The sequence below is a fragment of the Streptomyces sp. NPDC046465 genome (genome assembly GCF_040646035.1).
Lineage (GTDB): Bacteria > Actinomycetota > Actinomycetes > Streptomycetales > Streptomycetaceae > Streptomyces.
In genome coordinates this window covers 214434-228938 of the sequence record NZ_JBEYZK010000011.1, presented here as the reverse complement: position 1 = coordinate 228938, position 14505 = coordinate 214434, and the positions used below count along the sequence as shown (strand labels likewise).

General features: G+C 70.7%; 10 protein-coding genes. 8 read left to right on the top strand and 2 right to left on the bottom strand.

Features of this window, described 5'->3' with window-relative positions; genetic code table 11:
• Position 1: 1 nt before the first annotated feature.
• Positions 2-1606, bottom strand: coding sequence for a serine/threonine-protein kinase (locus ABZ953_RS19195; RefSeq protein ID WP_361724888.1), 1605 nt, complete (start codon positions 1604-1606; stop codon positions 2-4).
• Between the two features lie 455 nt (positions 1607-2061).
• Between ABZ953_RS19195 and ABZ953_RS19190 the strand changes: the two genes are divergently transcribed.
• From ABZ953_RS19190 to ABZ953_RS19160, 7 genes are all read left to right on the top strand, one after another.
• Positions 2062-3261 carry an ROK family transcriptional regulator gene (locus ABZ953_RS19190; protein ID WP_361724885.1) on the top strand — a complete coding sequence of 400 codons (1200 nt, stop codon included), beginning with the start codon at positions 2062-2064 and terminating at the stop codon, positions 3259-3261.
• Positions 3262-3392: 131 nt separating this feature from the next.
• Positions 3393-4481 carry a substrate-binding domain-containing protein gene (locus ABZ953_RS19185; protein WP_361725104.1) on the top strand — a complete coding sequence of 363 codons (1089 nt, stop codon included), beginning with the start codon at positions 3393-3395 and terminating at the stop codon, positions 4479-4481.
• A gap of 201 nt (positions 4482-4682) precedes the next feature.
• Positions 4683-5483 (top strand): ATP-binding cassette domain-containing protein, encoded by an 801-nt coding sequence (locus ABZ953_RS19180; protein ID WP_361725101.1) that lies wholly within the window; start codon positions 4683-4685, stop codon positions 5481-5483.
• 86 nt (positions 5484-5569) lie between these two features.
• Complete coding sequence (locus ABZ953_RS19175; protein WP_361725098.1) at positions 5570-6799, top strand: sugar ABC transporter permease; 1230 nt, start codon at positions 5570-5572, stop codon at positions 6797-6799.
• Between the two features lie 200 nt (positions 6800-6999).
• Positions 7000-8931, top strand: a complete 1932-nt coding sequence (gene dxs, locus ABZ953_RS19170; RefSeq protein ID WP_361724882.1) for a 1-deoxy-D-xylulose-5-phosphate synthase — start codon at positions 7000-7002, stop codon at positions 8929-8931.
• Between the two features lie 146 nt (positions 8932-9077).
• Complete coding sequence (locus ABZ953_RS19165) at positions 9078-10571, top strand: amino acid permease (RefSeq protein WP_361724879.1); 1494 nt, start codon at positions 9078-9080, stop codon at positions 10569-10571.
• Positions 10572-10655: 84 nt separating this feature from the next.
• Positions 10656-12149 (top strand): glycosyltransferase family 39 protein, encoded by a 1494-nt coding sequence (locus tag ABZ953_RS19160; protein WP_361724876.1) that lies wholly within the window; start codon positions 10656-10658, stop codon positions 12147-12149.
• 71 nt (positions 12150-12220) lie between these two features.
• Here the strand turns inward: ABZ953_RS19160 and ABZ953_RS19155 are convergent, their stop codons facing one another.
• A complete protein-coding gene (locus ABZ953_RS19155; protein WP_361724873.1) occupies positions 12221-13222 on the bottom strand; it encodes a hypothetical protein in 1002 nt (333 codons plus the stop codon).
• A 23-nt stretch (positions 13223-13245) separates the two neighbouring features.
• Between ABZ953_RS19155 and ABZ953_RS19150 the strand changes: the two genes are divergently transcribed.
• Positions 13246-14445, top strand: a complete 1200-nt coding sequence (locus tag ABZ953_RS19150; protein WP_361724870.1) for a CapA family protein — start codon at positions 13246-13248, stop codon at positions 14443-14445.
• Positions 14446-14505: the final 60 nt, after the last annotated feature.

Sequence of the window (14505 nt, the reverse complement as noted above, 5' to 3'; positions counted from 1 at the left end):
GTCAGTCTGCCCTTACCGGACCGTTCGAGCCGAGCCGGTACGAGCGGACAGGGTCGTCGGGCGTTGTCGGGGCGTCGACCCGCAAGATCGTGTAACGCTGGGAGGCCAGGCCGGTGACGGTCACCGTCACCGGGTACTGCACCTCCCTGCCGTCCGCGCAGCTGGGCTCGCAGATGACGTGCCACCCTCGCCCGGTGGCGCGGGCGGTGGGCGTGCCCCAGCCCGACCACACCAGATCCAGGAGCCCGGCCTTCCCGTCGCCGCAGGCGAGCAGGAGCCAGTCCGGTCTGGGCAGAGACTTCGCCGCGCAGTCGGCGATCGCCGCGGGCCGCGTGCTCGGCCGCGTCTCGATCCTCGTCGGGGCCTGCCGGGAGGGCTCGGCGGCGGCCGATGGCTCGGTGTCGGGCGTGGTCGCCTCTTCGGCCGGCGGCGCCGGTGGAGCGGTGGTCGATTCCGGGCTCGACTGCGCGGGCGTCGGCTCGGCCGTCACGGTCGTGCGCGGTGGCCTCTCGACGGTGCGGGTGCCGCTCTCGCGCCATGGATCCAGGGCGATGACGGCTGTGGCGGTCAGTGCGGCGACCGCGACAGCCGTCGCCATGAGGGCGGCGAATCCGCGCCTGGACGACCGGGGCGAGGGCTCCGGGCCGGTGGGCCCCTCCGGACCGGAAGGGCCTTCGACGGCGACCGGCGCCGCGTCGTCCTGTTCTCGCGTGCGACGGTCCAACTCCTCCTGGAGCCGGGCGATCTCGGCCTGCTGCGCCGCTATCAGCTCGTGCACCTCGGTCGGCCAGGGGCGCGCCGACCGGCTGATCCGGCCGATGTCATCGAGGAGTTGGGTGGGGCTCGGCCGCTCGGCCGGGTCCTTGGCCAGGCAACGGGCCACCAGCGGGCGAAGCTTCGCGGGCAGCGCGCCGAGATCCGGCTCGGTGTGCACGACGTTGTACAGGGTCTGCGGCACGGCAGGCCCGGCGAACGGGCACGTGCCCGTGCACGCCATGACCAGCACCGTCCCGAGGGAGAACACATCGCTGGCCGGGCCGACGGGCTGTCCCAGGGCCTGCTCGGGGGACATGAAACCGGGCGAGCCGACCCATCCGCCCGAGTGCGTCAGCTCGGTGCCGCCCTCGCTGTCGGTGGCCCGGGCGATGCCGAAGTCGATGACCCGGGGCCCGTCGGCGGCGAGCAGCACATTGGACGGCTTCAGATCCCGGTGCACGAGACCGGCCCGGTGGATGTCGGCCAGAGCGGTGGCGAGACCCGCGGCCATGCGCAGAACCGCTTCCTCCGGCAGCGCGCCGACGGCCGTCACCGCCTGCTGCAGCGAGGGGCCGGGAACGAACTCCGAGGTCAGCCACGGTTCTTCGGCGTCCGCGTCCGCGTCGATCACCGCCGACGTATGCGTACCGGACACCTTGCGGGAGGCGGCCACCTCACGGCGGAACCTGGCACGGAACCCGTCGTCCTCGACGAACTGCGCGCGCACCTGCTTCAGTGCGACGAGACTGCCGTCCGGGGCGCTGCTCAGCAGGACCCGGCCCATGCCTCCGCTGCCCAGCTCCGCGATCGAGCGGTACCGCCCGACTTCCGCCGGATCGTTCGCGGTCAACCGTTCCACTGTCCCCCCACGGGATCGGGCGAGCCGTTCACACGAGCTGTTCAACGGACCGGACGCGCCTCGGGCACCGTTGAGAAGAAGAAGCCCGGGCATCGTCTCGTGTCCCGTCAAGCCCGGACAACAGGGCCGGTGTCCCCGAAACGGGGGCCGGTGGCCGTGCCGACACCTCTTACACGCATCCATGCTGTGTTCAGCGCGCCGATGGGGGTGACGGCACGAGTGGTGAGCCCGGGCCGGATCAGCCATGTGGAGCTGGTCCGTCCAGTGCTCGGGCCCGCCGGAGCGGCGAGGTCGTCCGGGCCGGATCTCCCTCAAGGACTTGACTGCGGCATCTCCTTCAGCAGACTTTGGAGTTCACAACTTGTACGTGGCCCGGTAGCGCTTTCCGAGGCCGGTGTCGCGGGTGGCTCTCGGGCCGCCCGAAAGAGGGCAAAGGGTGAGAGTCAATGGAGACTCCGGGGTCGCAGTCGTCTCTGCACCGGGCCAATCTCGAACGGGTCGTACGTGCCGTGCGCCTGGCCGGATCGCTCACGCAGGCGGAGATCGCGAGGACGACGGGCCTGTCGGCCGCGACGGTCTCCAACATCGTCCGGGAGTTGAAGGACGGCGGCACGGTCGAGGTCACGCCCACCTCGGCGGGCGGCAGGCGGGCCCGCAGCGTCTCGCTCAGCGGTGACGCGGGCATCGTCATCGGCGTCGATTTCGGCCACACCCATCTGCGCGTGGCGATCGGCAACCTCGCCCACCAGGTGCTCGCGGAGGAGTCCGAGCCGCTGGACGTGGACGCCTCCGCCGCGCAGGGCTTCGACCGGGCCGAGCAGCTGGTCAGCAGGTTGATCGCGGCCACCGGAGTGGACCGTACGAAGATCGCCGGAGTGGGGCTCGGCGTGCCCGGACCCATCGACGTGGAGTCCGGCACGCTCGGCTCGACGTCGATCCTGCCGGGCTGGACCGGCACCAAGCCCGCCGAGGAGCTGGGCGGCCGTCTCGGCGTGCCCGTGCACGTCGACAACGACGCCAATCTCGGCGCGCTCGGCGAGCTGGTCTGGGGCAGCGGCCGGGGCGTCAAGGACCTCGCGTACATCAAGGTCGCCAGTGGCGTCGGCGCGGGGCTCGTGATCAGCGGGCGGATCTACCGGGGTCCCGGCGGCACAGCGGGGGAGATCGGGCACATCACGCTCGACGAGTCCGGCCCGGTCTGCCGCTGCGGCAACCGCGGCTGCCTGGAGACCTTCGCGGCCGCCCGTTATGTCCTGCCGCTGCTGCAGTCAAGCCACGGCACCGACCTGACCATGGAGCGCGTGGTCGGCCTCGCCCGCGACGGCGACCCGGGCTGCCGACGGGTGATCGCCGACGTCGGACGGCACATCGGCAGTGGCGTCGCGAACCTCTGCAACCTCCTCAACCCCTCCCGTGTCGTGCTCGGCGGTGATCTCGCGGAGGCAGGCGAGCTGGTGCTCGGGCCCATCAGGGAGTCGGTCGGGCGCTATGCCATTCCGAGTGCGGCGCGCATGCTGTCCGTACTGCCGGGGGCGCTCGGCGGACGGGCCGAGGTGCTCGGCGCGCTGGCGCTCGCGCTCAGCGAGATGGGTGATTCAACCCTTTTGGACGGAACACTGCCTGCGGCCACACCTGTCTTCACTTAGATAACGCATGGCACCGTTGTCATCTCGTTAAGGATTTACTCCTTGACGCTGGTGTGGCGGCCGAGTTGACTTCGAGCCACCTCGGCCGCAACGACGCGGCCTCGTCAGGGAGGCACCCCACCATGAACGCAATGACGCGTCGCGTCGTCATAGGCACGGCCGCGGTTTCGATGGCACTGGCCGTGACCGCGTGCGGCAAGGCCGGCGACGACGACGACAAGGGCAGCGGCGGCGACAAGAAGACCATCGGTCTGCTGCTCCCGGAGAACAAGACCACGCGCTACGAGACCTTCGACCGCCCCATCATGGAGGCGAAGATCAAGGAACTCTGCTCGGACTGCAAGGTCAAGTACAACAACGCCGCTCAGGACATCGAGACCCAGAAGAAGCAGTTCGACGCCCTCGTCACCCAGGGCATCAAGGTGATCATTCTGGACTCGGTCGACTACAAGTCGACCAAGTCGTGGGTCAAGCAGGCCGACAAGCAGGGCGTGAAGGTCGTCGCCTACGACCGCCTCGCCGAGGGCCCGCTCGCCGCGTACGTGAGTTACGACAACGAGAAGATCGGCCGCCTGCAGGGCGGGGCCATGGTCAAGGCCCTCGGCTCGAAGGCCAAGGACGCCAATGTTGTCATGATCAACGGCTCGCCGACCGACCCGAACGCCCCGTTCTTCAAGAAGGGCGCCCACTCGGTGCTCGACAAGAAGGTCAAGAAGATCGCGTACGAGCAGGACATCCCGGACTGGTCGCCGGACGAGGCGAGCCGCAAGATGTCCTCCGCGATCGACAAGCTCGGCAAGGACGGCATCCAGGGCGTCTACGCCGCCAACGACAGCATGGCGGGCGCCGCCATCACCGCCCTCAAGGGCCGCGGCATCAAGGTCCCGGTCGGCGGCCAGGACGCCGAACTCGCGGGCGTACAGCGCCTGTTGAGCGGCACCCAGGACTACACGATCTACAAGCAGATCAAGCCGGAGGCCGAGACCACCGCCGAGATCGCCGTCCGGCTGCTGCAGGGCAAGGACATCGACGCCATCACCGACCGCAAGGTCGACTCGCTCAGCGGCGAGTTCAAGGGCATCCCCGCCAAGCTCTACGACGCGCAGGCGATCACCAAGGACCAGGTCGCCGACACGATCGTCAAGGACAAGGTCTACAAGGTCAGCGAGATCTGCACGGCCCAGTACAAGAAGGCCTGCGACGCCGCGGGTATCAAGTAACTCCCCCTTGCGGTAAGCCCGTTCGTACGAGATGAGCCCCCGGGGGCGCCAGAGAGCGCTCCCGGGCGCCCGTACGGCACGGGCTCATGTACCGGTCCGGTGTCCCGCCCCGACATCCGCCCCGCAACCGGGGGGCGGGCACCGGACCCGCTCGCACTGTCCTTCTGCACCACCATCCCCGCCGGTCAGGCGGCGAAGGAGATGATTCACGTGTCCGCTACGCCCGTGCTGGCGTTGCGCGGGGTCTCCAAGCGGTTCGGCGCCGTCCAGGCGCTCACGGACGTAGACCTCGAAATCCACACCGGTGAGGTGGTCGCCCTCGTCGGCGACAACGGCGCCGGCAAGTCCACACTCGTCAAGACGATCTCGGGCGTCCACCCGATCGACGACGGCACCATCGAGTGGGAGGGCAGGTCGGTCCGCATCGGGCGCCCGCACGACGCCCAGAACCTCGGTGTAGCCACCGTCTACCAGGACCTCGCCCTCTGCGACAACCTCGATGTCGTCGCCAACCTCTTCCTCGGCAGCGAGCTGAAGACGGCGTCCGTCCTCGACGAGATCAAGATGGAGAAGCGGGCCAAGGAGCTCCTGGACACCCTCTCCATCCGTATCCCCAGCGTCCGCATCCCGGTCGCCGCCCTCTCCGGAGGCCAGCGCCAGGTCGTCGCCATCGCCCGCGCGCTGGTCGGCGACCCGAAGGTCGTCATCCTCGACGAGCCCACCGCGGCGCTCGGCGTCGAGCAGACCGCCCAGGTCCTCGACCTGGTGGAACGCCTGCGCGAGCGCGGCCACGGCGTGATCCTCATCAGCCACAACATGGCCGACGTGAAGGCCGTCGCCGACCGGGTCGCGGTGCTGCGGCTCGGCCGCAACAACGGCACCTTCTCCGTCGCGGACACCACCAACGAAGAGGTCATCGCCGCCATCACCGGCGCCACGGACAACGCCGTCACCCGCCGCAAGGCGCGCTCGGCCTCGGTCACGAAGGAGGACGCGAAGTGAGCGACCTCGCCAAGAACACGAAGTCTGTCGACGACGCCCCCGACGCCCCCGCCAAGGGCGCCGAGCCCGACACGTCGGCCGCGCCGATCCCGGCGGTCGACCCGCGCCTGCTCATCCGCGAGGAGGGCCTGGCCGGCTACTGGACCGAGTTCAAGCGCAAGATGCGCGGCGGTGAGCTCGGCTCGCTGCCCGTCGTCGTCGGCCTGATCCTCATCGCGATCATCTTCCAGCTGAAGAACGAACACTTCCTGGACGCGAGCAGCCTCGCGAACATCGCGGTCTTCACCTCCGGCCTCGGCATCATGGCCGTCGGCATCGTCTTCGTCCTGCTGCTCGGCGAGATCGACCTCTCGGTCGGCTCGGTGGCGGGCATGGGCGCGGCGGTCTGGGCCGTGCTGCGCGTCACCCACGAGATGAACGACTGGCTCTCGGTGCTCGTCGCCGTCCTGACCGGCCTGGTCATCGGCGCCCTGCACGGCTTCTTCTTCGCCAAGATCGGCGTGCCCGCCTTCGTGGTCACCCTCGCGGGCTTCCTCGGCTGGAGCGGCGTCCAGATCTGGCTGATGGGCGGCGAGGGCAGCATCAACACGCCCGAGGGCAGCGTCGTCGAGGACCTCACCGGGCACTTCTTCGCGGAGAAGGGCGCGGCCTACGGCCTCGCGGCCGTCGCGATCATCGCGTACGCGGCCTCCCTGCTGCTCGACAGCCGCCGCCGCAAGGCCGCCGGGCTCCCGTCCCGGCCGGTCAGCGAGATCGTGCTGCGCACGGTCGTCGTCGCCGTCCTCGCGGGCGGCGCCGCCTACGAGCTGAACGAGCCGGTCGGCGCCCGCGGCCTGCCGCTCGCCCTGGTGCTCTTCCTCGCCGTCCTGGTGATCGCGGACTTCGTCGCGCGGCGCACCACCTTCGGCCGCCAGGTCTTCGCGGTCGGCGGCAACGCGGAGGCCGCGCGGCGCGCGGGCATCAACGTGGACCGCGTCCGGATCATCGTCTTCGGCATCTCCGGCATGCTCGCCGCCTTCGGCGGACTCTTCATCGCGAGCCTCTCGGGCGGCGCCACGAAGAGCCTGGGCGGCGGCAACACGCTGATGATGGTGATCGCCGCGGCGGTCATCGGCGGCACGAGCCTCTTCGGCGGGCGCGGCAAGGTGTGGTCCGCGCTGCTCGGCATGCTGGTCATCCAGTCGATCCAGCAGGGCCTCAACATGCTCGGCATGGCGAGTGAGATCCAATTCATGATCACGGGTGCGGTGCTGCTTGCCGCGGTGGTCATCGACTCGGTTTCGCGGCGGACGCAGAAGTCGGCGGGGCGCGCGTAGCGGTTCCCCTGAGCAGGGATTCTGGCTGCGGGCTCGTTCTGGCTGAGCGCGCAGTTCCCCGCGCCCCTGAAGGGGCGCGGGGTTTTCCGTTTGGCCGGTGAATCGCCTCCCGGACGCACATGCCGGGAGTGGAACATTAGACTTGACAGACCCGGCAACGCTGGAACAGCACATCTCAGCTCTACTGCAAGGAGGCACGGGTGCCGCTGCTGACCCGCATCACGGGACCGCGCGATCTTGACCGGCTCAGCCCCGAGGAACTGAACCAGCTGGCGGGAGAGATCCGAGGCTTCCTCGTCGAAGCAGTCTCCAAGACCGGCGGCCACCTCGGCCCCAACCTCGGCGTCGTCGAGCTCACCATCGCCCTGCACCGCGTCTTCGAGTCCCCGCAGGACAAGGTCCTCTTCGACACCGGTCACCAGAGCTACGTGCACAAGCTGCTCACCGGCCGCCAGGACTTCGGCAAGCTGCGGACCAAGGGCGGCATCTCCGGCTACCCCTCGCGCGCCGAGTCCGACCACGACGTGATCGAGAACAGCCACGCCTCCACCGTCCTCGGCTGGGCCGACGGCCTGGCCAAGGCGAACGAGGTGCGCGGCAAGGACGACCACGTCGTGGCCGTCATCGGCGACGGCGCGCTGACCGGCGGCATGGCCTGGGAGGCGCTGAACAACATCGCCGCCGCCAAGGACCGGCCCCTGGTGATCGTCGTCAACGACAACGAGCGCTCCTACGCGCCCACGATCGGTGGCCTCGCCAACCATCTGGCGACCCTGCGCACCTCCGACGGCTACGAGCGGTTCCTGGCCCGTGGGAAGGACTTCCTGGAGCGCACGCCGGTCGTCGGCAGGCCGCTCTACGAGACCCTGCACGGCGCCAAGAAGGGCCTGAAGGACTTCATCGCCCCGCAGGGCATGTTCGAGGACCTCGGCCTGAAGTACGTCGGCCCGATCGACGGCCACGACATCGAGGCCCTGGAGTCCGCCCTGCAGCGCGCCAAGCGCTTCGGCGGCCCGGTCATCGTGCACTGCCTCACCGAGAAGGGCCGCGGCTACAAGCCCGCCGAGGAGGACGAGGCCGACCACTTCCACGGCATCGGCCCGATCCACCCCGACACCGGCCTGCCCATCGCCGCGGGCGGCATGGACTGGACGTCCGTCTTCGGCGAGGAGATGGTCAAGCTCGGCCACGAGCGCGAGGACATCGTCGCCATCACGGCGGCCATGCTGCAGCCGGTCGGCCTGGAGAAGTTCTCCAAGGCGTTCCCCGACCGCGTCTACGACGTGGGCATCGCCGAGCAGCACGCCGCGGTCTCCGCCGCGGGCCTGGCCACCGGCGGCCTGCACCCGGTCTTCGCGGTCTACGCGACCTTCCTCAACCGCGCCTTCGACCAGCTCCTGATGGACGTGGCCCTGCACAAGTGCGGCGTCACCTTCGTCCTGGACCGCGCGGGCGTCACCGGCACGGACGGTGCCTCGCACAACGGCATGTGGGACATGTCGATCCTGCAGTGCGTGCCGACCCTGCGGATCGCCGCCCCGCGCGACGCCGACCAGGTCCGCCTCCAGCTGCGCGAGGCCGTCGACGTCGACGACGCCCCGACCGTGGTGCGCTACTCCAAGGGCGCGGTCGGCCCGGCGGTCAAGGCGGTCGGCAAGGTCGGCGCCATGGACGTGCTGCGCAAGGCCGCCACCGGCAAGCCGGACGTGCTCCTCGTCTCCGTCGGCGCGCTCGCGCCGATGTGCCTGGAGATCGCCGACCTCCTGAACAAGCAGGGCATCACCACCACCGTCGTCGACCCGCGCTGGGTCAAGCCGGTCGACGAGGCCATGGCCCCGCTCGCCGAGAAGCACCGCGTCGTCGTCACCGTCGAGGACAACTCGCGTGCGGGCGGCGTCGGTTCGGCCATCGCGCAGGCCCTGCGCGACGCGGGCGTCGACGTCCCGCTGCGCGACTTCGGCATCCCGCCGCGCTTCCTCGACCACGCCTCCCGCAAGGAGATCCTGGCCGAGATCGGCCTGACGGCGCCGGACATCGCCCGGCAGGTCACGGGCCTGGTCGCCAAGCTGGACGGCAGGTTCGAGCGGAACACCGCCGCGGCCGTGGACTCCGTGGAGCCCGCCCGCGACTGACGTCAACACGCACCGCCGAAGGGCCGGTTTCAGCACCCTGTACGGGTGGTGGGACCGGCCCATTCGCGTGAATGGGCCCGTGCCGGGGCTTTCGGGGTACTCGCCCTCTCGATCATGTCGGGGACGACAACGTGGGAGGTACGCCCGTGAGCAGCACCCTCTTCAGGACGAAGAGCGTCGAGCAGTCCATCAAGGACACCGAGGAGCCGGAGCACGCGCTCAAGAAGTCGCTGTCCGCCCTCGACCTCACGGTCTTCGGCGTCGGTGTCATCATCGGCACCGGCATCTTCGTGCTGACCGGAAAGATCGCCAAGGAGACGGCGGGGCCCTCGGTGGCCCTGGCCTTCGTCGTCGCCGGACTCGTCTGCGCGCTCGCGGCGCTCTGCTACGCCGAGTTCGCCTCGACGGTGCCGGTCGCCGGTTCCGCGTACACCTTCTCGTACGCCTCACTCGGTGAGTTCCCCGCCTGGATCATCGGCTGGGACCTGATCCTGGAGCTCGCGCTCGGCTGCGCGGTGGTCGCGGTCGGCTGGTCGGGGTACCTCCGCTCGCTCCTCGACACCGCGGGCATGCACCTGCCGCAGGCGCTGAGCGGCACGCACGAGGGGAAGTTCGGCTTCGACCTGCTGGCCTGCGTGCTCGTGCTGGTCCTGACCGCCATCCTCGTCGCCGGGATGAAGCTGTCCTCGCGGGTCACCAACGTCATCGTCGCCGTCAAGGTCACCGTGGTCATCCTGGTGATCATCGTGGGCGCCTTCCTGATCACCGGCGCCAACTACGACCCGTTCGTCCCGCCGACCGAGCACCCGGACGGCGGTGGCGGCATCACCGCGCCGCTGGTCCAGCTGATCTTCGGCTTCACCCCGTCGAACTTCGGTGTGATGGGCATCTTCACCGCGGCGGCCGTCGTCTTCTTCGCGTTCATCGGCTTCGACATCGTCGCGACCGCCGCCGAGGAGACCCGCAACCCGCAGCGCGACGTGCCGCGCGGCATCCTCGGCTCGCTCCTCATCTGCACGATCCTGTACGTCGCCGTCTCCGTGGTCGTCACCGGCATGCAGAAGTACACCGAGCTCTCCACGGACGCCCCGCTCGCGGACGCCTTCAAGGCCGTCGGACACCCCTTCTGGGCAGGCGTGATCAGCTTCGGCGCGGCCGTCGGCCTCACCTCCGTCTGCATGATCCTGCTGCTCGGCCAGACCCGCGTGTTCTTCGCGATGAGCCGCGACGGACTGCTGCCCCAGACGTTCTCCAAGGTCCACCCCACGTTCGGCACGCCGTACCGCTCGACGGTCCTGCTCGGGGCGATCGTGGCCGTCGTCGCGGGCTTCACCTCCATCGACGCACTGGCCGAACTGGTCAACATCGGCACGCTGTTCGCGTTCGTCGTGGTCGCCCTCGGCGTCATCCTGCTCCGCAAGCAGCGCCCCGACCTGCCGCGCGCCTTCCGCACCCCGCTGGTGCCGTTCGTGCCGATCCTTTCGGTGCTCGCCTCGCTCTGGCTGATGCTGAACCTGCCCGCGGAGACCTGGCTGCGGTTCGGCGTCTGGATGGCGCTCGGCGTCGTCATCTACTTCGTGTACGGGCGTTCGCACAGCCGTCTGCACCTCCGTGACGCGCGCACCGGCGACACACAGTAGTCGCCCGCTGTTCGACAGGCATTCCCCTCCGGCCCCGTATGTCCCGATCCGTCGGGGAGTGCGGGGCCGGATAGCGTGCACTGTATGCTCGCCCCGCCGTCTCCACCACTACGCTCCGTACCCGGCCTCCGGGTGCCGGGCCCGCGCGAGGAGTACGTCTCCGAAGGGGGCGTCAGGGAGCCGTACTGGCCCCGCCTGCTCCCGCTGCTCGTCGCCCTGGCGTGCGTGACCCGGCTGCCCTCCTTCCGGGGGCCGCTGTGGAGCCCGGACGAGGGCTATCTCGCCGTCCAGGCACGGATGTTGGCGCACGGCGGCGCGCTCTACGAGACGGTCGTCGACCGCAAGCCGCCGCTCGTCCCCTGGCTGTACGCGGGCAGTTTCGCGCTCTTCGGCGACGACTCGCTGCTGCCCGTGAAGGTCCTCGCGGTGGCCGCGCAGCTCCTGACGGCGGTGCTCCTCGTCTCGCTGGCCCGGCGCCGCTGGGGGGACGGCGCGGGCCGCACGGCGGGCGTCCTGTACCTGCTGATCTCCATCGGCCTGAACCCCGAGGACGCCCAGGCGGCCGCCTTCGAGGTCTTCATGCTGCCGTGCACGGCGGCCGCCATGTGGTGTGCGGACCGCCGCCGGTGGGGAGCCGCGGGCGCCGCGGTGGCCTGCGCCTTCCTCGCCAAGCAGACCGGCGGCGCGGTGCTGCTCCCGGTCGCCCTGCTGCTGTGGCGCGGCGGGGCGCCCCGGCGGGACGCGTGGCGGCTGACGGCAGGGCTCGGCGCCCCCGTCCTGGCCGCCGCACTCCTGACGACGCCCTCGGGTTTCCTGTTCTGGACGGTGACGGGCTCGGGCGCGTACGCCTCCTTCACCGGCTCCGAACTCCACGTCCTCGTACGCGGGTTGGTGAACGCGGGCGTCCTCGCCGCGGCCTGTGCGGGCATCGTCCCGCCCGTCGTGCGCGTCCTGCGCATCGCCCGCACCGGGGCGGCCGAACTGTGGCTCTGGCTCGCCTCGTCGGCGGCCGCGGTACTGCTCGGCTTCCACTTCTTCGGCCACTACTACCTTCAACTCATGCCGCCCCTGGCCCTGTTGGCGGCGGCGGCGCTACAGATCCTGCCGCGCGAGCGGACCGTGCGGGCGGTCGTCGTCTCCGGCTGCGCGTGCACGGTCTTCCTGGCCTGGGGGCTGCTCGCGCCGCGCCCCGACCTGGCGCACGCCGTCCGCCTGGCCCAGACGGTCAGGGCGAACAGCGGGCCGGAGGACCGGGTGCTGTTCTGGGGGATACACCCGGAGGCGTACTGGCTGGCAGGCCGCGCCCCCGCGAGCCGCTACCTCACGGCCGGGCTCCTCACCAACTACAGCGGCGGCAGGAACGGCCCCCAAGTGGGCGAGAAGTACGCGGTCGAGGGCGCCTGGCCGGTCTTCCGCGAGGAGCTGCGACGCCACCCGCCGGCGATCGTGGTCGACGACTCACGGGGCAAGCCGTACGCCCCGGACCGGATGCCTTCGCTGCGACGGATCCTCGCGGTCGGGTACGAGCCGGTGGCGCGGGTCGAGGGGGCGGTGGTGTACGTACGGGGGGAGCGGTGAGGCGCGCGCGAGCCGGGCGGGCCACCCCCGCGCACCGCTCCGCCTGCTGCGCCGCCGTCTGGCCGGGCCCGCTAGCCGCGACGCTGCCAGGTGCGCGTGAGGTCCGCAAGGGCCCCGACGACCGCGCGTGCGTGGTCGTGGTCCAGGCGGATCCGGGGGCCGAACTCGACGTGCAGGAACGGGACGTCGTGGGCCGCGGCGGACCGCCCCTGCACGTTGGAGCGGGCCGCGAGCGGGCAGGATCTGGCCCAGGCGCGGCAGACGTCGTAATCCTGTTCCCGCAGGGCGTCGGCGAGGGCGCGGCCCTCGGTGACGCCCTCCCTGCCCCGGCCCGTGGAGGCGACGACGTCGTGGTCCGGCGCCGTGTCGTCGGCCATGCCGTGCAGCTGGACGCCGGGCAGGCCGCGCCGGACGAGTTCGTCGCAGACGGCGTGGAACACGGTGTCCCTGCGGTGGGCGACGTCCGCCGCGTCGCCGCGCCCGGCGTCGCGGTGCGCTCCGGCGAGCACCAGTACACCGCCGGGGGAGCGGCGCATCAGCTCCGCGCCGAGTTGTTCGGTGTCGCGGTCGGCCACCGGGTGCGGGATCTGCACGGACCAGCGGGGCGAGGTGTCCATGTCGAGGTAGACGCGGCCCCAGCCGCGCGGCGCCGCGCCGCCCTCGGAGCGGTCGGCGATCTCCGCGTACCGCCGTCCCGCGGCCTTGTCGGTGACCGTGCGCACCGCAAGATCCACGTCGGCCAGGCGTCGTTCGGCCTCCGGGCGCCGGTGGTCGAGGAGCAGCGCGACGCCCGCGGCGACCGTGCGCCGGTCGGTGGGCGAGGGGCGGCGGTACCCGCTGTTCTCGTCGAATCCCGCGGTGTACGCGGTGATCAGCTCGGTGAGGTTCTCGCCGCCCTCACCGGTCCGGCCGTCGGGCGCCGCGGATGAGCGACCCCCCTCCGACCTGGGGTTTTCACTATCCCCTGAGGAGCTGCCTGTGCACTGCGCGAGAGTGAGGACGGCCGCGGTGACGAGGCCGAGGACCCTGGCCTTCCGCTTGATCGTTGTCAGCCGGGTGCGGGAGCGCTTCATGATTGTATAAAGATAGCCCTGTGATGACACGCCCCTTCCGCAGGCTTCTCGTGACCTGTGCAGCCTCCTCGCTCCTGCTGGCCGGCACCGCCTGCGGCCCCTTCGGCAGCGACGACAAGCCCGCCGCCGACGGCCCCTCGTTCACCGTCGCCGCCGCGGGCGACATCCTCATCCACCCGCAGCTGACCGAACAGGCGCGCAAGGACGGCAAGGCCACGGGCAAGGGAGTCAAGGGCCTGGACTTCGGGCCGATGATGGCGGGTGTCCGACCGGTCATCAGCAAGGCCGATCTGGGCATCTGCCACTTCGAGCCGGTGGTCGGCAAGCCCGACGGCCCGTTCCAGAGCTACCCCGACTTCCTGGTGCCGCCGCAGATCGCCACGGCGATCAAGGGCGTCGGCTACGACCAGTGCTCGACCGCGTCCAACCACACGCTCGACCACGGCCCCGCCGGGGTCACCCGCACTCTGAACACCCTCGACAAGGCGGGCCTTCGGCACACCGGTTCGGCGCGCAGCGCGGCCGAGGCGGGCAAGCCGCTGATCACCGAGGTGAAGGGCGTGAAGGTCGCGCAGATCGCCTTCGCCTTCGGGTTCAACGGCCGCGAGGTCCCCAAGGACAAGCCGTGGGTCGTCAACCAGAACGACTTCGGCAGGATCGCCGCCGCCGAGAAGAAGGCGCGTGCGGCGGGCGCCGAGGTCGTGATCCTCAGCATCCACTGGGGCCGTGAGAACCAGCCCAACGCCAGCGGTCCGCAGCTGAACCTCGCCCGGAAGATCGCGAAGGAGACCGGGATCAACCTGGTCATCGGCCACCACGCGCATGTCGTGCAGCCGATGGAGAAGGTCGACGGCACCTGGATCGCGTACGGCCTCGGCAACCAGATCGCCCGGCACGACGTGCCCAGCGGACTGACCGAGGAGGGGGTCATCGGCTGGTTCGAGTTCGTCAAGCGTGGCGGGAAGTGGGACGTCGACGCCAAGTACGTACCCACGTTCACGGAGATCCCGCCGGACCCGGACGAGACCGGCGCCCTGCCCAAGGGCGCGGTCAAGGACCACCGGCTCGTGGACGTCGCCGCCGCGCTGCGGGACGGCAAGGACCTCAGCGAGCAGCAGCGTTCCCGCTACCGGCTCGCCTTCGAGCGCACCCAGGGCACGCTCCTGAACCGGGGGGCGAGCCAGGACGGCCTTGAGCCGCTGGAGGAGCTGCCGGGCGACTGACACGGGGTGGGTCGGGGCGGGGCAGGTCGGGGCGGCCGGGAGAGGACGGCCGGGACCGGC

Excerpts from the sequence above, each read along its gene's own strand:
- ABZ953_RS19160 (WP_361724876.1), top strand. The coding sequence starts at position 10,656 with ATGCTCGCCCCGCCGTCTCCACCACTACGCTCCGTACCCGGCCTCCGG.
- ABZ953_RS19150 (WP_361724870.1), top strand. The coding sequence starts at position 13,246 with ATGACACGCCCCTTCCGCAGGCTTCTCGTGACCTGTGCAGCCTCCTCG.
- ABZ953_RS19190 (WP_361724885.1), top strand. The coding sequence starts at position 2,062 with ATGGAGACTCCGGGGTCGCAGTCGTCTCTGCACCGGGCCAATCTCGAA.
- ABZ953_RS19180 (WP_361725101.1), top strand. The coding sequence starts at position 4,683 with ATGATTCACGTGTCCGCTACGCCCGTGCTGGCGTTGCGCGGGGTCTCC.
- ABZ953_RS19155 (WP_361724873.1), bottom strand. The coding sequence starts at position 13,222 with ATGAAGCGCTCCCGCACCCGGCTGACAACGATCAAGCGGAAGGCCAGG.
- ABZ953_RS19185 (WP_361725104.1), top strand. The coding sequence starts at position 3,393 with ATGACGCGTCGCGTCGTCATAGGCACGGCCGCGGTTTCGATGGCACTG.